Source organism: Mesorhizobium sp. B2-1-3 (assembly GCF_006442495.1).
Classification (GTDB): Bacteria; Pseudomonadota; Alphaproteobacteria; order Rhizobiales; family Rhizobiaceae; genus Mesorhizobium.
The window spans coordinates 25,753-49,514 of the sequence record NZ_VFWL01000014.1; the positions used below are offsets into that span (position 1 = coordinate 25,753).

Here is a 23,762-nt window from a genome sequence, read left to right on the forward strand (position 1 = left end):
CTTTCGACGCCGTTTCCGAGTATTCTTTTTAAGTGCTTGCCGGCAAACGAAAAAACCCGGCACTATCGGCCGGGTTCTCAGAAGATCAGTCCGGAAAGGGACGTCAGGCCGACAGCACCTTGAGGCGCTGGGCCAGCCGTGAAACCTTGCGGGCCGCGGTGTTCTTGTGGATCACGCCCTTTGTCGCGGCACGCATCAATTCCGGCTCGGCGGCCTTGAACGCCGCCTGCGCGGCGGCCTTGTCGCCGGAGGCGAGCGCCTCCTCGACCTGGCGCACATAAGTGCGGACGCGCGAGCGGCGGTTTTTATTGATCGCCGCGCGGCGGACGATCTTGCGCGTTGCCTTTTTGGCCGAGGATGTATTGGCCATGATGCCTCTCTTCTGATCTGGTCGGCGCATGCGGCATGCCGCAGGGCACAAAAAACAAACGGGCAGCCACAGGGCCGCCTCGGTTGGTGCGGCTTATAGTTCAGCTTTCCCGGCGCGTCAACGCTGGCTGGCGTTCTTTTTGGCTGTCGTCGCGCCGGAGCATTTTTTCAGCCACGCCGAAGCATTTCGCGCCCCGGAGGTGCGCTGTCAGCGATTGGTGAAATTCGGCTTGCGCTTCTCGGCGAAGGCCGCCATGCCTTCCTTCTGGTCGTCGAGCGCAAACAGCGAATGGAACAGTCGACGTTCGAACCGCAGCCCCTCGGCGAGCGTCGTTTCATAGGCTCGGTTGACGGCTTCCTTTGCCATCATCACCGACGGCAGCGAAAAATCGGCGATCTTGGCCGCCGCCTTGACGGCCTCCTCGACAAGCTCGCCGGCAGGCACGACGCGCGAGACCAGGCCGGAACGCTCGGCCTCCGCGGCATCCATCATCCGCCCGGTCAGGCACATGTCCATCGCCTTCGACTTGCCGACGAACCGGGTCAGGCGTTGTGAACCGCCCATGCCGGGAATGACGCCGAGCGTGATTTCGGGCTGGCCGAATTTTGCCGTGTCGGCGGCGATGATGAAGTCGCACATCATCGCCAGTTCGCAGCCGCCGCCCAGCGCATAGCCGGCCACCGCCGCGATGATCGGCTTGCGCGCCCGGGTCAACTCTTCCCAGCCGACGAAAAAGTCCTTGATGTAGGCATCGACGTAGGAAATCGACTGCATTTCCTTGATGTCGGCGCCTGCGGCGAAGGCCTTCTCGGAACCGGTGACGACCATCGCGCCGATGCCGTCATCTGCCCCGAACACGTTTACCGCGGCCACCAATTCCGCCATGACCTGGGAATTCAGCGCATTGAGCGCCTTCGGCCGGTTCAAGGTGATCAGCCCGACCTTGCCCCTGGTTTCAACGACGATCGTTTCATAGGCCATGGCTTCGGCTCCTTTCCAGGCAATTGAAGATCGATCTAGCTCACCGCTGACAGGTCCGGCAATAGAAGGTCGAGCGGCCGCTCTGCGTGATGCGCTCGATATGGCCGCCGCAGCCAGGCTTGGAGCAGGGTTCGCCCTCCCGGTCATACACCGCGAAGGAGTGCTGGAAATAGCCCAGCGAACCGTCGGTCTGCATGTAGTCGCGCAGCGACGATCCGCCGGCCGCAATGGCATCTGCGATGACCGAGCGGACCGCCACGGCAAGCCCCCGGCTTTGCTCACCCGCTTTCTTGCCGGCTTTGGCTATCGTGCCCGCCTCGCGCAGCGGCGACAGCCCGGCGCGCCATAGCGCCTCCGAGACATAGATGTTGCCGAGCCCGGCTATCAATCTCTGGTCGAGAAGAGCGGCCTTCAGCGGCGATTTCCGGCCCTTCAGCAGCGAGGCCAGCAGCACTCCGTCAAGCGCATTGCCGGTGGGTTCGACGCCGAGCCCCGCCAGCATCGGATGGGTGTCCGGCGGCCCTTCGCAAAACAGCATGAAGCCGAAGCGACGCGGATCGTTGAAAACCACGCGCGAGCGGGTGCCGTCCCGAGAGGCGACGTCGAAGATGACATGGTCGTGCGTCGAACTCTTCGACCGCTCGTGATGGAACACGCCGGGCATTTCGGCAGCGTCGGCCGTCTCGATGCGAAACGAGCCCGACATGCCGAGATGGCAGATCAGGGCGGGACCGCCTTCGAGATCCATCGTCAGATATTTGGCTCGGCGTCCGAGCGCCGTGATCGTCTTGCCGGTCAGCCGCTCGGCGAATTTTTCGGGGAATGGAAAACGCAGGTCCGGCCGGCGTGCCTCGGCGCGGATGATGCGGGCACCCTCCAGAACCGGCTCCAGCCCGCGCCGGACCGTCTCGACCTCGGGCAATTCAGGCATGGCCGCCCATATCCGGGTAAAAGGAAGTGCCGTAGCGGCCGTGCGCCAACCCGAGATGTTCGGCCACGGTTTCACCAATGTCGCAGAATGTCGTTCTCAGCCCGATGTCGCCGCCCGTCAGACCTGGTCCGATGCCGATCACCGGAATGCGTTCGCGTGTGTGGTCGGTGCCGCGCCAGGTCGGGTCGTTGCCGTGGTCGGCCGTCAGGATCAGCAGATCGCCCTGTCGCAATCTCGCGAATGCTTCCGGCAGTCGCCGGTCGAAGGCCTCGAGCGCGGCGGCATAACCTGCAACATCGCGGCGATGGCCGAACTCGGTGTCGAAATCGACGAAATTGGCGAAGACGAGATCGCCGTCGCGGGCCGCATCCATTGCATCAAGCGCCTGGTCGAACATGGCCATGTTGCCCGCGGCCTTGCGCACTTCCGAAATCCCCCGATGGGCAAAGATGTCGCCGATCTTGCCCACGGCGATGACGCGGCTGCCACGCGCCGTCAGCCGGTCGAGCAATGTCGGCTCGGGTGGCGGCACGGCGTAGTCGTGTCGGTTGTAGGTCCGCTCGAAAGTGGCTGCCGTCTCGCCGACGAACGGTCGCGCGATCACCCTTCCGATCCTCAACGGATCAACCAGGCGACGCACCACCTTGCAGAATTCGTAGAGCCGCTCCAGTCCGAAATGGACCTCGTGCGCGGCGACTTGCAGGACTGAGTCCACCGAGGTGTAGCAGATCGGCTTGCCCGTGCGGATGTGCTCCTCGCCGAACCGTTCGATGACCTCGGTACCAGGCGCATGGCAGTTGCCGAGAATGCCCGGCACCTTGCCCTCGCGGATGATCGCCTCGGTCAGTTCGGCGGGAAAGGCTGGGATCGTGTCGGGAAAATAACCCCAGTCGAAACGCACCGGCAGGCCGGCTATCTCCCAATGACCGGATGGCGTGTCCTTGCCGCTCGAAACCTCCTGGGCGGCACCGTGGAAGGCATTGTCGACGAGATCCGTCCCGAAAGCGGCAAAGCCCAGCCCCGTCGCGGTCTCGGCAGCCTTGCCAAGTCCGAGCGACGCCATGTTGGGAACAAACAACGGCCCTTGGCGAAGTCCTTCGCGATCGGCGCGGCCTTCCGCACAGGCCTCGGTGATATGGGCGAAGGTGTTGGCACCGGCATCTCCGTAGCGTTCGGCGTCGGCGGCGCCGCCTATGCCGAAGGAATCCAGGACGAAGAGGAAAGCACGCGCCATGAGGTCATTATTGCCGGTTTGAGCACCCAGACATAGGGATCCACGGCGGCATTGGCAATTCGGAAACCAAACGGCAACCGCTCGGCGCGATAGTCCGGAACCAATTCATTGACGGATCGCAGGACCGGGTCTCCCATGAAAGCTGCCCTGAAGACATGCGCCGCTCTCATGATCGCGCAAGGCGCGGTCTGGTCCGGCTCGGCGCACGCCGACTGGCGTGACGATATCGGCACGTTTCGCATCGGCATCGTCGCCGAACCCGGCGCCGCCAACACCGTTCCAGGCCTGGCGCGGTTGACCGAGGCCTTTACCAACGCGCTGGGCATGAAGGTGGAGTTCGTCGTTGCCCGTGACTATGCCGCGCTGATCGATGCGCAGGCCAATGCCCGCATCGAATATGCCGTCTACTCGGCGACCGCCTATGCAACGGCGTCAAGACGCTGCGAGTGCGTCGAACCGCTTGTGGCACCGGTCGATTCCGATGGCGCGGTCGGCATCCGCGCCGTGCTGCTGACGAAGGATGGCAAGGTGCCCAGCCTGGCCGCGATGGAAACCCACCGGATCGCCATGCCGCCGGCGGACAGCATTGGTTCTCTTTTGCCATTGGCCGGACTGGCTGCCGAGCACGTCAAGATCGCAGAGGACGCATCGTTTCTGGTTCACGCCGGTTCCGCCTCGGCCGCGGAAGGAATGCTGGTCGATGGCCAGGCCGATGCCTTGTTCGGCTGGGCGACGGCGGCGGCCGACGGCGAGCCAAGACTATCGGGCACGCAGGCAAGGCTCGAAGCCGCCGGGCTTTCGGCGACCGCCCTTCAAGTCGTATGGACGTCGGGTTTGCTGAGATACGGTCCTCACGCGGTGCGTAGCGATCTCGACCCGGAAGCCAAGCGCCGGTTGGCGGTTTTCCTGACCAATCTCAAATCGACGACGCCCGACATCTACGACCTGCTGGAATCGAGGCATTCCGGCGGTTTCGCCACCGTGGTTCCCAAGGATTACGAGATGGCGCACGCCATCGTGCGTCTGGTGTCGGACGGTGGCGTGCGGCGATAGGGTCGTCAGCAGTCGCCGCAAGGGATCGTCAGGCTTCTGCGCGGACGCAGATAATAGGTCTCGCCCATCGATATGTTGTTGAAGACCGTCGTCAATCCGGCCGTCTGTGAGCTGTCTGCGGACCAGGTGATGATCGGTTTGTAACCAAGTTTGCTTTCGACACGAATGAGAAAGGTGCCTGCGACCCTGAGCGTTGCCGGAACCGTAGTGGTTGCGGGCAGGGCGGTGCCGATACTGTAAGCACCATTGACCACCTTGCGCGACCACACCACGTTCACCCTGGGCGGCGTGTCGGTTGTGACCTGTATTGCCGTGATGGTGATATCCGGCTTCGAGCGATTGTACGGCTGCAAGGTGGAGGTGCCGATCTTCATGATGGCATCCAGATCCGCCTTGACGATGGTCGGCTGCTGCGTGACCAGATCCGCGACCATGCTGCCGATGCGGCTGACCTTCTTGCTGGTCTCGATGGCCTGCGAAGCCTCCATGGTGATGAAATACATGATCAGCAGGATTGGCACGATGAGAGCGAACTCGACCGCCGCGATGCCACGGCGATCGCGTATGAAACCGACCCACTTCCCCCAGCGTCCTGCAATTTCTGGATGTGCCCCCGCACGCATCATGCCCGTCCCTTTTTCTTGGCTTTGCTTTCGCCGCGAACTCAGTTGTCGAATGGCTCGTTCTGCCAGGTCACCGATGCAAAATGCAGTGTCTTGTTACCGCCCATCGACTGAGCCAGAAGATCGGTCATGACGGGCCATTTGTAGAAGACCCGCAGCATGTTCTTCGATTCTGCCAGGCCCGGCGTGGTCGCGAAGGGCTGCGAGTTGGCGCCTTGCATCAAGATGATCTCGCCATTCTCGATCTTGAAGCTGGCCGTGGCCGCGTCGGCGAACGTGGTATATGCGCGAAGGTCCACGTCCAGCTGATTTGGGCAATCCTGCGAGACGATGATCTTCAGTTTGTCGCAGATCATGGTCTTCAACTTGTCCCCGGCGACGTCGGCCGGTCTCAACTGCCCGGTGCGCAATTTGCGCGCGATGTCGTCGGTGATGTTGGCCATAACTTCCTGGCCGGCAAATGAGATGCAGCTTTCCAGGATGGCGAAGACAAGAACCGCGAACGGCAATGCGAGCAGCGCGAATTCCAGTGCCGTACTGCCGCGGCGGTCGCCGGCGAAGCGTGCGAAAAGCCGTGCCCGTCTTGCCTTGCGGTCGCTTGTCGAGACGAATTCGATGCTCATGCTCTGATCCTGCCCATCCCCAGACGGTCTCGGCAGGTGTACTAGTGCAAACCAGTTGAAGTCCGGTTTGAATGATCGTTAAAGTCGCCGCGGGCGCCTTAACCACCCGCTAACCTGGACCGCGTGCCTACCGGCTGACGCTCATCTCGGCTTCTGAGGATTTTTCGGCTTCGCTCTTGTAGGAGCTTTCGCAATAGGGCGTGCAGGACATGGTCTGAACTTCAGCGCGCCGGTAGATGCGCACCGACGAGGCCGCCTGCCGCACGACGGTGATCTGTTCATCGATGATCGGGCTGCCATCCTGGTCGAGGACGACGAGGTTGGTGACGCCGAAGCCCTTGCCAGTCAGCACGATCGTCGAGGCGTCCTGCACGGACGCGTCGGCGATTGCCGGGTTGCCGACCACGATCGTGTCGGCGGGGCGCGACAGTTTGACGATCTTGGCCTGGTTCATGGTGACCTCGATGCCGGTGTCGGCCCTGGCGGGCATGACAAAGCTCACGGCGGCAAGAAGCACGGCAATCAGGATCGACGATTTCGGCTCGGCCATTGACGCGCTCCAGGCGGGCGGACTGTTCAACGGAACATGAACGAGATTGGTGAACCAACGGTTAAGCAGGCCCGGGCGCCATATGCCGCGATCGTCATACGCGCCGCGGAGCTGTTTCTTTTGCGGCTGCTTGCCTGGGAATTGCGCCTCGGCCGGCGCTTAGCCCATAGTTAACCACGCAATATGTTCCAACCGGGAAAGGAATCGGTAAGGCTGTTTATTAAGTCGATCGAAAGAGCTTCTCCCTAGATTGGCAGCATCCGATCAACCATCACAGAAGTTGACGGAAGTGCTGTAACACGTGGAGTAGGAGCTCTCGAATGTCTAATCTCATTGCACGTTTCGTAAAGGACGAATCCGGCGCGACCGCTATCGAATATGGTCTGATCGCCGCCCTCATCGCGCTCGCCATCATCGTCGGCGCCGGCGCGCTTGGCAACGCCATCAACGCCAAGTTCGAAGCTATCGGAACCTCTCTGAACAAAGTCCCGACGCCCTGAACGACGTCAAGTATATTGAGCGCTCGGATTGCGTTCTGGACAAGGGCCGCCACCTGGCGGCCCTTGTTCTATTCAATGTCTTTTTGCCCTGGGCCTCATCAATCGTTAATCGAACATGCTTAGATTGAGTGCGGCTTAATCCGACAATAGGCATAGCGCCGATGCTTGAAGCCCTGATCTTCGTCGTCTTCCCGTTCTGCATGCTGTTCGCCGCGATCTCCGACATGCTGTCGATGACGATCGCCAATCGCGTGCCGGTGCTGCTCGTCGTCGTCTTCGCGCTGGTTGCGCCGCTGACCGGCATGGAATGGGCGGCCTATGGCTGGCATTTCGCCGCCGGCGCGCTGGTTCTTGCCGCAACGTTCGGCCTCTTTGCAATGGGCGGCATGGGCGGCGGTGATGCCAAGCTGCTGGCCGCGACCGCCGTGTGGATGGGACTCAACATCCAGCTCGTCGAGTATCTCGTGGTCTCGACCTTCATAGGCGGCTTGCTGACGCTTGCCATTCTCGTCTACCGGAAGTCGCCGCTTGCGGTTTTTACCGGCCGCAATCCGTTCCTGCGTCACTTCGCGGACGAGACGACCGGGGTTCCCTACGGCATCGCGCTCGGTTTGGGCGGATTGCTGACCTACCCGGATTCGCCCCTGATGGTCTGGGCGCTGGCCAGGCTGGCGGCCTGACCTTACCGATCATTCCTTGGCTGTGTTGCGGCTGGCTCCGCGGAGCGGGGCTGGCTGTTTGTCCGTGGCTGCGCAATACAGCTAATTTATGTAAACCTTAAATTAATCACGATCGTAAGCATTACATTAACCTTGTTTTGACGATTGCCGCTGCAAAGTCCGGCCTGGCTAGGTGGTTTGCCAAGGCGAGGGTTCGGACAGATGCCAGCATCCCGATTGATTATTCTGAGCGTGGCGGTCGCCGCGGCGGGTGGTGCTGGCTATGTCGCGAAGAACATGGTCGCCGCGCCGCCACCGCAGATCGTCGAGTCCGGTCCAGCGGCTCCCGCCGTGGCATTGCAGGACGTGCTTGTCCTGTCGGGTGATGTCACCATGGGCAGCCAGCTCGAGAACAACATTGCCTGGCAATCCTGGCCGGCCGACGGCATCAACGCCAATTTCATCACCAAGGCCACTGCTCCCGACGCCCTGGAGAAACTGAAGGGGTCCATAGCCCGTGTGCCGATGTACGCGGGCGAGCCGGTGCGGCGTTCCAAGCTGATCGGCGAGGGGCAAAGCTTCATGTCGTCGATCCTGCCTTCCGGCATGCGGGCGGTCGCCACGACGATATCGGCCGACACCTCTGCCGGCGGCTTCATCCTTCCGAATGATTTCGTCGACGTCATCATGACCCGCCGGGCCGATGCCAACAGCGGCGGCTCCGGCTTCAACACCGAAACCATCCTCAAGAACATCCGCGTCCTGGCGATCGACCAGACCATCCAGGAGGACGAGGAAGGCAAGAAGACCAGGGTGGGCCAGACCGCCACGCTGGAACTGACGCCCAAGCAGGCGGAGATCATCACCGTCGCCCAGCAGATGGCGGATCGCCTGACGCTCGCGCTGCGCGCGATCACGGACACCCAGGAAAAGAATTTGGATGAGGCCGACTATCTCGTTTCCGGCAATGGCCGCAAGGGAACGGTCAGGCTGATCAAGTCGGGCGAAGTTTCCGAAGTGGGGGCAAGGAAATGAGGCTAAGCGGTAAACTGCCGGCGATCATGGCAGCGGCTTTCGGCCTGCTGCTCATTGGGACAAACGTGCAGAGCGTTGTCGAGGCCAAGAGTGCACAGGTTTCGGCTTCGGCGGCCACCCAGCGCGTCAAGCTCGGCCTCAACAAGTCGGTTGTCATCGACCTGCCGAGTGATGCCTACGACATTCTTGTCGCCAATCCGACCGTCGCCGATGCGGTGACCCGCACCGCGAGGCGCATCTACCTGTTCGGCAAGGCGGTTGGCGAGACCAACATCTTTGTGTTCGGGCCGAATGGCGAACAGATCGTCAGCCTCGATCTGGCCGTCGAACGCGACGTCGCAGGCCTGGAGGATTATATCAAGCGCTTCATCCCGACATCGTCCATCAAGGTCGAACTGCTGAACGACAACGTCGTCCTGACGGGAACCGTCGACACGCCGCTGGACGCCAAACGCGCCGTCGACCTGGCAACGATCTTCGTCTCGGGCGGTGAAGCGACGACGGGACAATATTCGCAGACCGCGGCCGGCGGCTCGGCCCAGAGTGGTGTCGACATCAACAATCCGGACCAGGAACGCCGCGTCTCGAAAATCGTCAATCTTTTGCAGATCATCGGCGACGACCAGGTCACGCTCAAGGTGACGGTCGCCGAAGTCAGCCGCTCCGTGATGAAGCAGCTTGGCGTCAACATGGTGGGCAGCGGCGGTAGCAACGGCATCAGCTATGACGCGATGAGCACCCCGGCATACGGGCTTGGGAAACCGCTGTCGCAATTCTCGGGAGCTTCGATCGGCACCTCGGCGCTTCAGGCGTATCTAAACGCAATGGAGCAAGGTGGCGTCATGAAGACGCTGGCGGAGCCGACCCTCACCGCCGTGTCGGGTGAGAAGGCGACATTCAGGGTCGGTGGCGAGTTCAATCTCATCACCAGCCGTACGAACAATGTTTCAGACGAGAACAAGACAGGGCAGGTCACATACACCAACGACAAACTCGAATACGGCATCGGCCTGGAGTTCCAACCGGTTGTGCTGTCGGCCGGTCGGATCAGCCTCAAGGTCCGGACGTCCGTGTCGGAGCCTACTGCCGAAGGCGCCACCACGCTGGAAGCTGCAGGCAGGTTGCCCGGAACCACGTTGTTGTCCATCCGCAAGAGACTTGCCGACACGACCGTCGAATTGCCGTCAGGTGGTTCTATGATGATCGCCGGCCTCGTCCGCGATGACGTCAGGCAGGCTGTCGCCGGCCTGCCCGGGCTGACAAAGATCCCGGTGCTCGGCACACTGTTCCGAAGCAGAGACTTCGTGCGCAACGAGACCGAACTGGTGATCATCATCACGCCCTATCTGGTGAAACCGGTGGCACGAAACGACCTCGCCAAACCTGACGACAATTTCAACGCCGCCAGCGATGGCGCCGGTATGTTCCTGGGCCGAGTCAATCGTGTCTACGGCACAATGCAGACGGACAAGCCCAGCGGCCGTTATCACGGCGTCGTCGGCTTCATCTACAAGTGAACGGGGAAGCGGACATGTCTCAGTCAGCATTGCAGGCAAGGACCATCGCCATGACCACGCGCTCCGGCCGTTCGCGAATTCTCCGGCGCGCCATTCCTGCCCTGGCGGTGGCGATGGCGGCATTGCTGGCCGGCTGCGCCCAGCGCGACAGTGTCACCGTCGGCGCCATTCCAGACGACTACCGCACCAACCATCCGATCGTGATCGCCGAGAAGAACCAAAAGATAGATCTACCTGTCGGTGCAGGTGACCGCGGCATGACCGGCTCGCAGCGCGATACGCTCCTGGGTTTCCTCGACGGCTATGACAAGAGTGCTGCCCCGACGCTGACGATCCAGGTTCCGAGCGGCTCGGCCAACGAGGTCGCCGCCGCCGCAGCAGCGCGCGATTTCGCCCGGCTCGCGATTGCCGCGGGCGTCAAGCGCAACCGGATCGTGGTCGTCTCCTATCAGGCTGCCTCGAGCGAGACATCCGCCCCGATCCGGGTCGCCTATATCGCCGTGAAGGCCCAGACCGACAAATGCGGACGATGGCCAGATGACCTGCTGGAGACGTCTGAGAACAAACACTATGCCGATTTCGGCTGCTCCTATCAAAACAATCTCGCCGCCCAGATGGCCAATCCGGCCGACCTGATCGGGCCGCGCAAGCAGACCACCATCGACGCGGAAAATCGTGGCGCGGTGATCGATGTCTACCGCAGCAGGGGTATTTCGGACGAGTTCCTCGGCAATTCTGAAGTGACGTACTGAGCCGCGCCCTAAGGAAAAGAGAAGTCACGGAAAGATGACCATGAGCAACCTTGCCTATGACGCCCCCATGGACGGCGGTGAGACCTCGCCGCAGGACATCGCCGCGATGCAGGCGCTGCGGCCGGTTCCCCGCATCTCGATCCAGGCATTCTGCGAGACCGAGGGTGTCGCCAATCCAGTCGAGCGCGCCGGCGAGGACCGCCGCATGACCAAGGCCCATCTCAAGGTCCATATGGGCGGCGTCCCCACGGCCATCGAATTCTACCAGTCGGCGCCGACGCCGAACCTGATCCTGCTGGAGTCGCGCAGCGAACCCAAACAGCTGCTGGAACAGCTCGCGCAGCTCTCGGAATATTGCGACCCGTCTTCCAAAGTGGTGGTAATCGGCCACTACAACGATGTCGGCCTCTATCGCGAGCTCATCCGCTCCGGCATTTCCGAATATGTCATCGCGCCGGTGTCGATGGCCGACATCGTCAGCGTCATATCGTCGATCTTTGTCGATCCGGAAGCCGAGCCGCTCGGCCGCTCGATCGCCTTCGTCGGCGCCAAGGGTGGCGTCGGCTCTTCCACCATCGCCCATAACGTGGCTTGGGCGATGTCCTCCCTGTTCAAATCCGAGGTGGTCGTCGCAGACCTCGACCTCGCTTTCGGCACGGCCAACATCAATTTCGACCAGGATCCCGCGCAAGGCATCGCCGAAGCGGTGTTTTCGCCCGAGCGCATCGATGAAGTCTATCTCGACCGGCTGCTGACCCAGTGCGCCGAACACCTTTCGCTGCTCGCCGCGCCCTCGACGCTCGAACGCGTCTATGATTTCGATCCCGACGCCTTTACGCAGCTTGTCGACACCGCGCAGCGCACCGTGCCGCTCCTGGTGCTCGACGTTCCCCATGTCTGGACGGGTTGGACCAAGAACACCCTGATCAAGGCCGATGAAATCGTCATCACGGCGACGCCGGAACTGGCCAATTTGCGCAATACCAAGAATTTGGTCGACATGCTCAAACGGCTTCGTCCCAACGACTCGCCGCCCAAACTCATCATCAATCAGGCCGGCGTGCCCAAACGTCCGGAGATTTCCCCGTCCGATTTCGCCGAGCCGCTCGGCCTGGCCGCGATGGCGATCATCGGCTTTGACCCGCTGCTGTTCGGCAATGCCGCTAACAACGGACGTATGCTTGGTGAAATGGACGCCAAGAACCCGGTTGTCGCCACGATCAACGAAATTGCCCATGTGCTGACCGGTCGCAGCGAAATCCGGGTGAAGAAAAAAGCGGGTCTCGGAAATCTGCTCGGCAAGCTTTCGCGCAACAAGAAATGATGCTTCTTCAGTGGAATCGGTAGTCGATCATGTTTGGTAAGAGAGGCAGCGACGACGGCAACCGGTTCAAGCCGGAATTCCGCCAGCCGGCACCGGCGCCGACCGCGCCAGCCGTCGCGGATTCGGCCGATACGGCGGTTCTTGCGAGGCCGGCGGCCGCACCTAAGTCGAGCGCTCCTGTTGCACCGCCGGCCCGCCGCGCGGTCGAGGCGCCGCCGATAGCTCCGGAGCCGAAGCGGGCGGCGCGCGAAAAGAGTGAAACCTACTACGACACCAAGAGCCAGGTCTTCGCCGCCCTGATCGACACGATCGACCTGTCGCAACTCGCCAAGCTCGATCCCGAAAGCGCGCGCGAGGAAATCCGCGACATCGTCAACGACATCATCGCGATCAAGAATTTCGCGATGTCGATCGCCGAACAGGAAGAACTGCTCGAGGATATCTGCAACGACGTGCTTGGCTATGGGCCGCTCGAGCCATTGCTCGCCCGCGACGACATCGCCGACATCATGGTCAACGGCTCCAAGAACGTCTACATCGAAGTCAACGGCAAGGTCGAACAGACCGGCATTCGTTTTCGTGACAACCAGCAGCTTCTCAACATCTGCCAGCGCATCGTCAGCCAGGTTGGCCGCCGCGTCGATGAATCCAGCCCGATCTGCGATGCGCGTCTTCCCGACGGCTCCCGCGTCAACGTCATCGCGCCGCCGCTCGCCATCGACGGCACCGCGCTCACCATCCGCAAATTCAAGAAGGACAAGCTGACGCTCGATCAGCTGGTGAAGTTCGGCGCCATCTCGCCGCAAGGAGCCGAGGTTCTCAAGATCATCGGCCGTGTCCGCTGCAACATCGTCATCTCCGGCGGCACCGGCTCGGGCAAGACGACGCTGCTCAACTGCCTGACCAACTACATCGACCGCGAGGAACGCGTCATCACCTGCGAGGACTCGGCCGAACTGCAACTACAGCAGCCGCATGTTGTCCGTCTGGAAACCCGCCCGCCCAACCTTGAAGGCGAAGGCGAGGTGACGATGCGGGATCTGGTCAAGAACTGCCTGCGCATGCGGCCCGAGCGCATCATCGTCGGCGAAGTGCGCGGACCCGAAGTGTTCGACCTTCTGCAGGCGATGAACACCGGCCATGACGGCTCGATGGGAACGATCCACTCGAACAGCCCGCGCGAATGCCTGAATCGTATCGAATCCATGATCGCAATGGGCGGTTTTTCGCTGCCGCAGAAGACCGTGCGCGAAATCGTCGTCGGCTCCATCGACGTGATTATCCAGGCGGCACGCCTGCGCGACGGGTCGCGCCGCATCACTCACATCACCGAGGTGATCGGAATGGAAGGCGACGTCATCATCACGCAGGACATCGTCCTCTACAACATCAAGGGCGAGGACGCGAATGGGCGGCTGCTGGGAGAGCATGTATCGACCGGCATCGGTCGCCCCCATTTCTGGGACCGCGCCCGTTACTATGGCGAGGAGCAGCGCCTCGCAATAGCGCTTGAGGCGATGGAGAAACGCGCTGACTGACGCTGCTGCAGGCGTAAGGGTTCTGGTCGATGTTTGGAATTGACGGCACCGTATTGGCGTTTGTCGTGCTCGCCGGCTTCAGCGCCGGCGCGGTCGCCTATGCATTCCTGTTCACCCGGATCAGCAACGAAAAGCAGGCCGGCAAGCGGCTGGAAACGATCAAGACCGCGGAGACGGATCGCTCCGTCGTCAAGGCCTCGCGCGATCGCGTGGCGGAGGCGGCCAAAAGACGCAAGTCGGTCCAGGATTCCTTGAAGGAACTCGACGAGAAGCAGAAATCCAAGGACAGCGCGGTCAAGAAACCGCCGCTGAAAGCCCAACTGCGCCAAGCCGGCCTGAAGGTTTCCATCGAACGCTTCTACATCTACTCCGCCATTTGCGGCCTAGCCCTGACGATCATCGCCTTTGTGGTGGGGGCGCCGCTTTTTGTTTTGCCTGGCGTGCTGCTGGCCGGTGCGCTCGGCCTGCCGCGCTGGTTCGTCTCATTTCGCCGCGCGCGGCGGGTCAAGGCATTCCTCAACGAATTTCCCAACGCGCTCGACATCATCGTGCGCGCGGTCAAATCCGGCCTGCCGCTGAACGATGCGGTGCGCCTGATCGCCAATGAATCCCCCGAGCCCGTCAAGGCCGAGTTTCGCCGCATCGTCGATTCGCAGCAGATGGGCCTGTCGATCCCGGATGCCACCTTGCGCATGCCCGAAACCATGCCATGCACCGAGGCGAGCTTTTTCGGCATCGTCATTCAGATCCAGTCGCAGGCCGGCGGCAATCTCTCCGAGGCGCTGGGCAATCTTTCGCGCGTGCTTCGCGACCGCAAGAAGATGAAGGCCAAGGTCCAGGCGCTGTCGATGGAAGCCAAGGCGTCCGCCGCCATCATCGGCGCGCTGCCTTTCATCGTCGCGTTTCTCGTCTATCTCTCCAGCCCCAACTACCTGATGCCGCTGTTCACCACGAGCATCGGTAACCTGATCCTGGGAGTTTCGGCCGTCTGGATGTCGATCGGCATCTTCGTGATGCGCAAGATGATGAACTTCGAAGTCTAGGGCCGCGGCATGACCGAACAAGTCGTCAAATCACTGACGGATCCCGGCCTCCTGATCGCGCTGCTGGTCGGCATTGCCGTGTTCGCGACGGTCTTCACGTTGCTGCCGGCATTTGGGGGAAACCAGCTCAAGGCGCGCATGAAGTCGGTCGCGCTGGAACGCGACGAATTGCGCGCCAAGCAGCGCGCGCGGCTTGCAAGCGAGGCGGATCGCCGCCGCAAGGGCCTGCGCGAAGAACAGTCGATCGGCATGCGCAACATCGTCGACAGGCTCGACCTGCGGCGCGCCCTCGCCGACGAGGGTACTTTGCAGAAGCTCAAGGTTGCCGGTTTCCGTGGACAGAACCCGCTGACGCGGTTTCTCTTCTTCCGCCTCGTGCTTCCGTTTGTCGGCTTCGCACTGGGCGTGATCTACATATTCGTGCTCGGAGGACTGCCGCAGCAGCCATTGTTCATCCGGCTGTTCGTCTGCGTCCTCGTTGCCTATGGCGGCTTCTACGCACCGGTCGTCTATGTCAACAACCGCGCCACCAAGCGCAAGCAATCGATCCAGATGGCATGGCCGGACGCGCTTGACCTGATGCTGATCTGCGTCGAATCTGGCATGTCGGTGGAAGCGGCATTGCGCAAGGTCGCCGACGAGATCGGCGCCCAATCGGTGGCCCTTGCGGAAGAATTCATCCTGACGAACGCCGAGCTCTCCTATCTGCAGGAGCGCAAGCAGGCCTATGAGAACCTCGCCAGCCGCACCGGCCTGGAATCCGTCAAGTCGGTGTCGCAGGCACTCGTCCAGGCCGAGCGTTACGGCACCCCTGTGGCGCATGCGTTGCGCGTGCTCGCGGGTGAAAGCCGGGACCAACGCATGAACGCTGCCGAGAAGAAGGCCGCCGCCTTGCCGCCCAAGCTCACCGTGCCGATGATCCTGTTTTTCCTGCCGGTGCTGTTCGCCATCATCCTCGGCCCTGCCGGCATCCAGGTCAGCCAGCGCGGCATCTTCGGCCAGGCGCACGAAACCAGCAGCCAGTAGGTGAATCTGACCGATCCAAAGAAAAACCGCGCGGCTGACGCAGCGCGGTTCTCTTATGCAGGGTTCGGTGGCCGCGTGCCGCTCAGTTGGTTGCGGCTTTCGCCTTGTCCTGGTCCTTGAGCTGGCTCCAGGCATTTTGCTGAGCCAGCATCTGCCTGAGATAAGCGACATTGGCCTGCGCCTGTTCGGGTGACAGCTCCTGCGAGGCGATCTTCTCGGCTTCGTCGAAGCGGCCCTGCAGGCCGACGACCAGCGCCAGGTTCTGGCGCACGCGGCTGTCGGCATTCGGCTGCTGTGCGGCCGAGCGCATATAGGTTTCGGCGGTGCGCAGGTCGCCTCCCAGCACATAGGACATGCCAAGGTTGGAAAGCACCGAAGGTTCGTTCGGCTTGAGCTCCAGCGCCTTGCGGTAGAGCTGGCGCGCGTCGTCCTTCTGGCCGAGTTGGTCGAGAATGGCCGCTTCCGCCGACACCAGCCTCCAGTCGGGATATTCCGGCGTCTGCGCCCGGCGCACGGCATCAAGCGCCGCCTCGAACTGGCCGTTGGCGGCCAGCGCCTTGCCGTAGGCGGCAAGCACGTCGCGATCCTTGGGATAGGCGATCGCCAGCTTGCGCATCACGGCAAGCGACTGGTCGGCATCGCCATCCATCTGCAGCGCCGCGGCGAAGTTGGTCGCTATCCGCTTATCGTTGGGATTCCTGGAATAGGACTGGCCAAGCGCTGCCGTCGCATTGTGCAATTCTCCCGCCGACATCGTCTCCAGCGGCTTGCCGCTGGTGCGTCCGATCGAGCCTGTGCTGATCTTGTCGGTTCCGCAGCCGGCAACGCCTGCGGCGAGGGCGAGCATGAAGGCCGTGGTGATGAGCCGCTTTCCGCTGGCGTTCATCGTGCGGTTCGTCGACATCGGCACCCTGGGCCTCCATTCGTGCGCGTGGCCATTGCGTGACCATCTTCCCTCTCGAAGAAATATTCTGTTAACCCTAACGGACAGTTAAGAAGCGCCGAATCGACGGACGTCGGCAGGAGAACATCGAATGTCAGTGGAACTGGTCGAGAACAAGCTGAACAACCCGCTTCCTGTCCATCTAGTGGCTAAGGACGGTCTGGAGACGGCCGGTCTGACGTCATCAGCCGTGGCGTGGGCCAGGGCCAACGGCTTCTCCGGCGAAGCGGGCAGGACGCTCATCGTGCCTGCGGAAAACGGCGCGCTCGGCGGTGCCTTGTTCGGCATTGGCGACGGCGAGGGCGCGCTGGCCGTCGGCGCGCTGGCGAAAAGCCTGGCGGAGGGCGACTGGCATTTCACCTCCGCGCCGGCCGAGCCGGAGCTGGCGGCGATCGCGCTGGCCCTCGGCGGCTATGTCTTTACCCGCTATGGCAAGAAACCGGGCAAGGCGCTGCGCTTCGAATTGCCGGCCGGCGTAGAGGCAAAACGCGTTCGCCGCATCGTCGAAGGCGTCTTCCTGACGCGCGATCTTGTCAACACGCCGACCAGCGACATGGGGCCGGACGAGCTGGAGAAGGCGGTTCGAGCCCTGGCCGAAATTCACAAGGCCGAGGTGTCGGTCATCAAGGGCGACGATCTCATCAAGCAGAATTTCCCGATGATCCATGCCGTCGGCCGGGCTTCGTCCAGCGCACCGCGTCTTATCGGCATGGGCTGGGGGCCAAGGAGCGCGCCGAAAGTGACGTTGGTCGGCAAGGGCGTCTGTTTCGACACTGGCGGCCTCGATATCAAGCCGTCGTCCGGCATGCTGTTGATGAAGAAGGACATGGGGGGCGCCGCCAATGTGCTGGGTCTGGCCTCGATGATCATGGCCTCCGGATTGAACGTGCGGCTGCGCGTGCTGATCCCGGCCGTCGAGAATTCGATCGCCGGCAACGCCTTCAGGCCTGGCGACGTGTTGGCGAGCCGCAAGGGCATGTCAGTCGAGATTGGCAACACCGATGCCGAGGGAAGACTGGTTCTGGGTGATGCGCTGGCGCTGGCCGACGAGGAGGAGCCGCAATTGCTTGTCGACATGGCGACGCTCACCGGGGCTGCTCGTGTCGCGCTAGGTCCGGACCTGCCGCCCTTCTACACCGGCGACGAGGCACTAGCCTCGGAACTGACGACAGCCTCGCTGGCGGTCGAGGATCCGCTGTGGCGCATGCCGCTGTGGCGGCCCTATGATGCGAAGCTATCGTCGAAGATCGCCGACATCAACAATGTCACCACCGATGGGTTCGCCGGTTCCATCACCGCGGCGCTGTTTCTCAAGCGCTTTGTCGAGAAGACGCCAAGCTGGGCGCATTTCGACATATTCGCCTGGAACCCCGCCGATCGTCCGCACGGACCTGCCGGCGGCGAGGCGCAAGGCATCCGGGCACTGGAGCGCGTCATCTCGAAGCGTTTTGGCTGAGGTGGCGGCGACTTTCAGGGCCGGCAGGTTGCCGAAACTGAAACGGAACCGAAACAATTTGCCGTCATTCTCGTGCGATGTCGATTTCGATGCGCCCGAGCCAGGCCTTGCGATTGTGGCAGCAAGTGATGCTGTCGCAGGTGCGCGACGACGCGCCCGACCTCACCATGCGCCAGACGGCTATCCTGTTCACCATCTATCTCGATCCGCCGCCGCACACGGTGCGCGGGCTGGCGGCCCGTCTCAACGTCACCAAACCGGTCATCACCCGCGCGTTGGATACAATGGGTGCGCTCAAACTGGTGTCGCGTCATCGCGACGAGCTCGACAAGCGCAACGTGCTGATCAAGCGCACGGTCGAAGGCGCCCTCTTTGTCGAGCGCTTCGGCGATGGTATCATCGCCAAGGCACAAGAGCTGCCCATCTGACGACCAGCCGCTTCAATGGATGACTGATTTGACCGCCAGGGATGCCCGCCTCCACGCCTTTCGGCCCGATCTTGCCGATGCGAGATTGAAAGGAGAGGTCGCTGCCGACCGCTTTGTCGCCGGCCGGCCGGCGCGGATTTCGATCCCAGTTGCCGATATCCGCAAGGCTCCGCGTCCAGACGCTGGTGTCAACACGCAAGCGCTATTCGGCGATGACGTGCTCGTTTTCGAGGACAGAGAGGGCTGGGCCTGGATCCAGGCCGAACGGGACGGTTATGTCGGCTATGTCGCCGACGCCATGTTGGGCGGGCGGGATCATGCGCTCACCCATATCGTCTCCGTGCCCCGAACTTTCCTCTATCCCGGCCCGGATCTGCGCCTTCCGATCGCGGGACAGCTGTCGATGGGGTCCACCGTCACGGTGACCGGGTCCGCCGAAACGCGCGGCACCCACTATGCCGTCCTGCCCTCCGGTGAGGCAATCATAGCGGGTCACCTGCGGCCGCTCAGTAATGTGGCCGCCGACTATGTTTCGGTGGCCGAGATGTTTCTCGGCACGCCCTATCTCTGGGGTGGTGTCTCCGGCTTCGGCATCGATTGCTCCGGCCTCGTGCAACTGGCGATGCGCATGGCCGGCGCCGATGTCCTGCGCGATTCCGACATGCAGGCGCAGAGCATCGGCGAGCCGCTGGATCCAGGCCCCGATTATTCCGGCCTGCGCCGCGGCGATCTCGTTTTCTGGAAAGGCCATGTCGCCATCATGACCGATGCCGAGACCATGATCCACGCCAACGGCCACACCATGTTGGTGTCGCGCGAAGGCCTGAAGGAAGCCGTCGCCCGCATCGGCTATCTCTACGGCGGGCCGACGGGGTTCCGGCGGCCCTAGCGCCAATCCTCCCTTCTCCCAGGGAGAGAAAAACTGCTCGATCACCTTTTGTTCCGATTGTTCTTGGCGTTCGCACGCCGTCGCGCTACCTCTGACGCGTGACAGAGAAGCCGCGCCTTGCCGACCAGAATGCCGCCGTTGTCCTGCCCGAGCCATTCCTGAGATGGTTTGGCGAGAAAGGCTGGTCGCCGCGCGCCCACCAGATCGAATTGCTGGCGAGGGCTCAAGCAGGGCAGTCGGTGCTGCTGATTGCACCAACCGGCGCCGGCAAGACGCTGGCCGGGTTCCTGCCTTCGCTGACCGAACTGGCCGTCAGGGCCAGGCGAAAACCGGGACAGGCCCGCCGCGGCATCCACACGCTCTACATCTCGCCGCTGAAGGCGCTGGCTGTCGACATCGAGCGCAACCTCGGCAAACCGGTGGAGGAGATCGGGCTCTCCCTCACCATCGAGACCCGCACCGGCGACACGCCGGCGTACAAGCGCCAGCGGCAGAAGCTGGTGCCGCCCGACATCCTGCTCACCACGCCCGAGCAGCTTGCGCTGCTGATCGCGGCACCCGATGCCAGGCGTTTCTTCGAAGACCTGCGCTATGTCGTGCTCGACGAGTTGCATTCGCTGGTGATTTCGAAGCGCGGTCATCTCCTAGCGCTTGGTCTGGCGCGGCTGCGCCAGTTCATGCCCGAGGTTCAGACCATCGGACTTTCCGCCACGGTGGCCGAACCGGACGAATTGCGCCGCTGGCTGGTCGGCCAGAATCCACCCGGCGATATGGCCGAACTGATCGTCGTTACCGGCGGCGCAAAGCCCGAAATATCCATCCTTGACTCGGAAGAGCGCGTGCCCTGGGCCGGACATTCGGCCCGCTACGCGACGCCCGAGATCTACCGCGAGATCAAGCGCCACAAGACGACCCTGCTGTTCGTCAATACGCGCAGCCAGGCGGAGTTGCTGTTCCAGGAATTGTGGCGCGTCAACGAAGATACCTTGCCGATCGCGCTGCATCACGGATCGCTCGATGTCGCGCAGCGGCGGCGGGTCGAGAAGGCGATGGGCGACAATGCGCTGCGCGCCATCGTCGCCACCTCGACGCTCGACCTCGGCATCGACTGGGGCGACGTCGACCTCGTCGTGCATGTCGGCGCACCGAAAGGAGCGAGCCGGCTGGCACAGCGCATCGGCCGCGCCAACCACCGCATGGACGAACCGTCCAAAGCCATCCTCATCCCGGCCAACCGCTTCGAGGTGCTCGAATGCCGGGCAGCGCTGGACGCCAACTATCTCGGCGCGCAGGATACGCCTCCACTGGTCGATGGCGGGCTCGACGTGCTGGCGCAACATGTCCTTGGCTGCGCCTGCGGCGCACCGTTCCGCGCGGATGATCTTTACGAGGAGGTGCGGTCGGCGGCCCCCTATGCCGGCCTCGATCGGCCGACATTCGACCGCGTCGTCGATTTCGTCGCCACGGGTGGCTACGCCTTGAAGAGCTATGAGCGATACGCCCGCATCCGCCTCAACAAGGAGGGATTGTGGCGGGTATCCAATCCGCGCGTGGCCCAGCAATACAGGCTGAACGTCGGCACTATCATCGAGGTGCCGGCGCTCAACGTGCGTTATGTCCAGGCCGGCAGCAAGGGTTCCGTGTCGCGCGGCGGCAGGGTTTTAGGCAAGATCGAGGAGGCTTTCCTCGAGACGCTGACGCATGGCGACACCTTCATGTTCGCCGGCAAAGTTCTTCGCTTCGAAGGCATTCGCGAGAATGAGTGCTTCGTCTCGAACGCGCCCGGCAGCGATGCGAAGGTGCCTTACTATGGCGGCGGCAAGTTCCCGCTTTCGACCTATCTCGCCGAACAGGTCCGCGCCATGCTGGACGATCCGCAGCGGTGGAAGAAACTGCCCGAGCAGGTGGCCGACTGGCTGCGCTTCCAGGTCGACAAATCGGTGCTGCCCAAACGCGATGACCTGCTGATCGAGACCTTTCCGCGCGGCAACCGCCACTATCTGGTCGCCTACCCCTTCGAGGGCAGGCTGGCCCACCAGACGCTCGGCATGCTGCTTACCCGCCGTCTGGACAGGACGGGCGCCAGGCCGCTTGGCTTCGTCGCCACCGACTATGCCTTGGCCATTTGGTCGCTGGGCGACATGGGGGCGATGTTCAAAGCCGGAAAACCCTCGCTCGGCGCGCTTTTCGATGAGGACATGCTTGGCGACGATCTCGAGGCCTGGCTGGCAGACAGCTGGCTTCTCAAGCGCACTTTTCGCAATTGCGCGCTGATTTCAGGGCTGATCGAAAAGCGTCATCCCGGCAAGGAGAAGAGTGGCCGTCAGGTGACTGTCTCGACAGACCTTATTTATGACGTCCTGCGCAGCCATGAGCCGGATCACATATTGCTCCAGGCGACGCGCGCGGACGCGGCGGCGGGCCTGCTCGATGTCAGCAGACTTGCGGACATGCTCTCGCGCATTCAAGGTCGAATCATGCATAAGAACCTCGAACAGATATCGCCGCTCGCCGTGCCGATCATGCTCGAGATCGGCAAGATGCCGGTGCACGGCGAAGCCGATGAAACGCTGCTGATGGATGCGGCCACGCTGGTTGAGGAAGCCATGGGGCCGGAGATGGCTGAGGAATGAATTTTTCGCTGGCGCGTGCATCGTTGATCGCCGACGCCGATCTGGTCGGCATCGCCGGCGAACGTGCGGTCTGCGATCCGCGCGGCGTGCTCTACTTTCCCGAGCTCAAGCTTCTGGCCGTTTCCGATCTGCATCTGGAAAAAGGCTCATCGCTGGCAAGGCGCGGCATGCTGCTCCCGCCCTATGACACCGGCGCGACCTTGCTGCGATTGCAGGCCGTCATCTCAGACTACCAGCCGGCAATCGTCATCAGCCTGGGCGATTCCTTCCATGATGGCGGCGGCGCCGAGCGCATGCATCGAAGTTTCCGCGAACGGCTGGAGGCGCTGATGGCGGGCCGCGACTGGTTCTGGGTGGCCGGCAACCATGACCCGGAGGCGCCGGCCGACCTGCCGGGCGATACGGTGCGCGAACTCGCCATCGGCTCGTTGCTGTTCCGGCACGAGCCGTCGAAGCTGCGCGTCGAGGGCGAGATATCGGGCCATCTCCATCCCTGCGCCCGCATCGTCCAGCAGGGCCGTTCGGTGCGGCGGCGCTGCTTCGCCGGCGATGGCGGCCGCATGATCATGCCCGCCTTCGGCGCCTATACCGGCTCACTCAACGTGCTCGACCGCGCCTATGCCGGCCTGTTCCGCCTGGAATCGCTGATGGCGTATATGCTCGGCACGGACCGCATCTTTGCGATTTCAGGCTCGATGCTGCGACCCGGCTGAAGCCGCTATTTCCCGTAGTAGAGAGTGACCGTGTGCTTCGCTTCGGCGAAGAACAGCCAACGTTCGACCAGCATGCCGACAAACTGTGCGACCGCGGCGAACACCGATGCGAGCGCCGCGAAAGGTGACGGCAAGGCGAAGGCCGTAATCAGCAGCAAGGCGGGCAGCGCGAAACCCAGGAGCTGGGTGATCCGCCGCAGCTTTGCGCTGTGCTTGCGCGCGATGCGAAAACCCATTTCCTTGAGCAAATAATTTTCCTCGGTATGCGGCCATTCCAGCGATCTAACCGTCCCCCCGGCAAGCCCGGTTGCGGTGTTGGCGTTGGTGGGGATTTCCAATTGGTCGTTGTACCGCCAGGTCGCAAGCTTCCAGGCCCAACCGAGCAGGGTCAGCAGTACGCAGGCTGCCAGAAGCATTTTGGAACCGACGGCAAAGCCTTGGCATAGCGCGGCCAGAAGCACACTGCCGCTCATAGCCGAGAAAATGAGATAGCCGGGCAAGGTGTAAGGGCTGTGCCACTGAGCGATGGGTTTCAGCGAGGCATAGATCATGCCGGTCATGCAGACGGTGATGACGGCGCCGATCGTTGCCAGAAGTCCGGCGGCGGCGACCCAGCCATCGGTGCGGCCAAGAATGACCCAGCCAATGCCGAACAGTCCGGCCGGGACGAAGGTGGCGACCGAGGCGACGCCTTCGCGCGACAGCCAGGAACTGCGCCATTGCGAGAACGCACGCCAGGCGCGTTCGGGGCGGCCGAGATGTCCGGTCGAGGACAACAGGCCGGCGGTGATCAGCCCGAGCGCCAGTCCCATGCCGATGAAGCCCAGCCAGAAATCGGGTGCGATGACGCCAAGTGGCGCCAGCACGCCGAGCAGCGCCAGCAGGCCGTAGCCGGCGCCGGCGGCGGTGGTGAAGAAGACGACCGAGAAGGCTGGATGCAT

The 23,762-nt window shown here is 62.7% G+C and carries 24 protein-coding genes; 15 read left to right on the forward strand and 9 right to left on the reverse strand.

Translation table 11 applies throughout. The features are described 5' to 3' along the window. Positions 1–103: 103 nt before the first annotated feature. The 4 genes from rpsT to FJ973_RS21485 form a co-directional block, all read right to left on the reverse strand. Positions 104–370: a 30S ribosomal protein S20 gene (gene rpsT / locus FJ973_RS21470; RefSeq protein WP_140496747.1), complete on the reverse strand. Its 267-nt coding sequence runs from the start codon at positions 368–370 to the stop codon at positions 104–106. A gap of 207 nt (positions 371–577) precedes the next feature. Continuing rightward, positions 578–1,351 carry an enoyl-CoA hydratase gene (locus FJ973_RS21475; protein ID WP_140496745.1) on the reverse strand — a complete coding sequence of 258 codons (774 nt, stop codon included), beginning with the start codon at positions 1,349–1,351 and terminating at the stop codon, positions 578–580. Positions 1,352–1,391: 40 nt separating this feature from the next. Next, complete coding sequence (gene mutM / locus FJ973_RS21480) at positions 1,392–2,282, reverse strand: bifunctional DNA-formamidopyrimidine glycosylase/DNA-(apurinic or apyrimidinic site) lyase (protein WP_140496743.1); 891 nt, start codon at positions 2,280–2,282, stop codon at positions 1,392–1,394. Continuing rightward, positions 2,275–3,516 carry a phosphopentomutase gene (locus FJ973_RS21485; protein WP_140557604.1) on the reverse strand — a complete coding sequence of 414 codons (1,242 nt, stop codon included), beginning with the start codon at positions 3,514–3,516 and terminating at the stop codon, positions 2,275–2,277. The genes mutM and FJ973_RS21485 overlap by 8 nt, the downstream gene beginning before the upstream one ends. Positions 3,517–3,651: 135 nt before the next feature. On the opposite strand from FJ973_RS21485, the gene FJ973_RS21490 reads away from it, so the two are divergent. Then, the gene (locus FJ973_RS21490; protein ID WP_140557605.1) at positions 3,652–4,569 is read left to right on the forward strand and encodes a PhnD/SsuA/transferrin family substrate-binding protein; all 918 of its coding nucleotides are present in this window, start codon (positions 3,652–3,654) and stop codon (positions 4,567–4,569) included. Positions 4,570–4,574: 5 nt separating this feature from the next. Here the strand turns inward: FJ973_RS21490 and FJ973_RS21495 are convergent, their stop codons facing one another. The 3 genes from FJ973_RS21495 to FJ973_RS21505 all read right to left on the reverse strand — a co-directional run bounded on the left by FJ973_RS21495 (position 4,575) and on the right by FJ973_RS21505 (position 6,365). Next, on the reverse strand, positions 4,575–5,195 hold the full coding sequence (locus FJ973_RS21495) for a TadE/TadG family type IV pilus assembly protein (protein ID WP_140523898.1): 621 nt from the start codon (positions 5,193–5,195) through the stop codon (positions 4,575–4,577). A 38-nt stretch (positions 5,196–5,233) separates the two neighbouring features. Further along, positions 5,234–5,815 carry a TadE/TadG family type IV pilus assembly protein gene (locus FJ973_RS21500; RefSeq protein WP_140513202.1) on the reverse strand — a complete coding sequence of 194 codons (582 nt, stop codon included), beginning with the start codon at positions 5,813–5,815 and terminating at the stop codon, positions 5,234–5,236. A 127-nt stretch (positions 5,816–5,942) separates the two neighbouring features. Continuing rightward, a complete protein-coding gene (locus FJ973_RS21505) occupies positions 5,943–6,365 on the reverse strand; it encodes a pilus assembly protein N-terminal domain-containing protein (protein ID WP_140496732.1) in 423 nt (140 codons plus the stop codon). A gap of 320 nt (positions 6,366–6,685) precedes the next feature. Between FJ973_RS21505 and FJ973_RS21510 the strand changes: the two genes are divergently transcribed. From FJ973_RS21510 to FJ973_RS21550, 9 genes are all read left to right on the forward strand, one after another. Continuing rightward, positions 6,686–6,865, forward strand: a complete 180-nt coding sequence (locus FJ973_RS21510) for a Flp family type IVb pilin (RefSeq protein ID WP_140557607.1) — start codon at positions 6,686–6,688, stop codon at positions 6,863–6,865. Between the two features lie 161 nt (positions 6,866–7,026). After that, complete coding sequence (locus FJ973_RS21515; protein WP_140513204.1) at positions 7,027–7,545, forward strand: prepilin peptidase; 519 nt, start codon at positions 7,027–7,029, stop codon at positions 7,543–7,545. Between the two features lie 201 nt (positions 7,546–7,746). Continuing rightward, a complete protein-coding gene (gene cpaB, locus FJ973_RS21520) occupies positions 7,747–8,559 on the forward strand; it encodes a Flp pilus assembly protein CpaB (RefSeq protein ID WP_140513206.1) in 813 nt (270 codons plus the stop codon). Then, on the forward strand, positions 8,556–10,076 hold the full coding sequence (locus FJ973_RS21525; RefSeq protein WP_140513208.1) for a type II and III secretion system protein family protein: 1,521 nt from the start codon (positions 8,556–8,558) through the stop codon (positions 10,074–10,076). Before cpaB ends, FJ973_RS21525 begins: the two co-directional genes overlap by 4 nt. 14 nt (positions 10,077–10,090) lie before the next feature. Beyond that, the gene (locus FJ973_RS21530; RefSeq protein WP_140496714.1) at positions 10,091–10,828 is read left to right on the forward strand and encodes a CpaD family pilus assembly protein; all 738 of its coding nucleotides are present in this window, start codon (positions 10,091–10,093) and stop codon (positions 10,826–10,828) included. 34 nt (positions 10,829–10,862) lie between these two features. Next, positions 10,863–12,152 (forward strand): CpaE family protein, encoded by a 1,290-nt coding sequence (locus FJ973_RS21535; RefSeq protein ID WP_140496712.1) that lies wholly within the window; start codon positions 10,863–10,865, stop codon positions 12,150–12,152. 29 nt (positions 12,153–12,181) lie between these two features. Beyond that, entirely contained in the window at positions 12,182–13,690 is a 1,509-nt protein-coding gene (locus tag FJ973_RS21540) for a CpaF family protein (RefSeq protein WP_140557609.1), read from the forward strand. Between the two features lie 29 nt (positions 13,691–13,719). Then, on the forward strand, positions 13,720–14,733 hold the full coding sequence (locus FJ973_RS21545) for a type II secretion system F family protein (protein ID WP_140496708.1): 1,014 nt from the start codon (positions 13,720–13,722) through the stop codon (positions 14,731–14,733). 9 nt (positions 14,734–14,742) lie between these two features. Next, entirely contained in the window at positions 14,743–15,759 is a 1,017-nt protein-coding gene (locus tag FJ973_RS21550) for a type II secretion system F family protein (RefSeq protein ID WP_140496706.1), read from the forward strand. Between the two features lie 82 nt (positions 15,760–15,841). Here the strand turns inward: FJ973_RS21550 and FJ973_RS21555 are convergent, their stop codons facing one another. Next, positions 15,842–16,663 carry a tetratricopeptide repeat protein gene (locus FJ973_RS21555; RefSeq protein ID WP_140496703.1) on the reverse strand — a complete coding sequence of 274 codons (822 nt, stop codon included), beginning with the start codon at positions 16,661–16,663 and terminating at the stop codon, positions 15,842–15,844. 130 nt (positions 16,664–16,793) lie between these two features. On the opposite strand from FJ973_RS21555, the gene FJ973_RS21560 reads away from it, so the two are divergent. From FJ973_RS21560 to pdeM, 5 genes are all read left to right on the forward strand, one after another. Beyond that, a complete protein-coding gene (locus FJ973_RS21560; protein WP_140513214.1) occupies positions 16,794–18,158 on the forward strand; it encodes a leucyl aminopeptidase family protein in 1,365 nt (454 codons plus the stop codon). A gap of 77 nt (positions 18,159–18,235) precedes the next feature. Further along, positions 18,236–18,586: a MarR family winged helix-turn-helix transcriptional regulator gene (locus FJ973_RS21565; RefSeq protein ID WP_140513216.1), complete on the forward strand. Its 351-nt coding sequence runs from the start codon at positions 18,236–18,238 to the stop codon at positions 18,584–18,586. A gap of 19 nt (positions 18,587–18,605) precedes the next feature. Further along, on the forward strand, positions 18,606–19,475 hold the full coding sequence (locus FJ973_RS21570; RefSeq protein WP_140557611.1) for an NlpC/P60 family protein: 870 nt from the start codon (positions 18,606–18,608) through the stop codon (positions 19,473–19,475). Positions 19,476–19,573: 98 nt separating this feature from the next. After that, a complete protein-coding gene (locus FJ973_RS21575; protein ID WP_140557613.1) occupies positions 19,574–22,108 on the forward strand; it encodes a ligase-associated DNA damage response DEXH box helicase in 2,535 nt (844 codons plus the stop codon). Further along, positions 22,105–22,821 (forward strand): ligase-associated DNA damage response endonuclease PdeM, encoded by a 717-nt coding sequence (pdeM, locus tag FJ973_RS21580; protein ID WP_140496693.1) that lies wholly within the window; start codon positions 22,105–22,107, stop codon positions 22,819–22,821. The genes FJ973_RS21575 and pdeM overlap by 4 nt, the downstream gene beginning before the upstream one ends. A gap of 5 nt (positions 22,822–22,826) precedes the next feature. Here pdeM and FJ973_RS21585 read toward each other — a convergent pair whose 3' ends face one another. Continuing rightward, positions 22,827–23,762 (reverse strand): DmsC/YnfH family molybdoenzyme membrane anchor subunit, encoded by a 936-nt coding sequence (locus FJ973_RS21585; RefSeq protein ID WP_140523919.1) that lies wholly within the window; start codon positions 23,760–23,762, stop codon positions 22,827–22,829.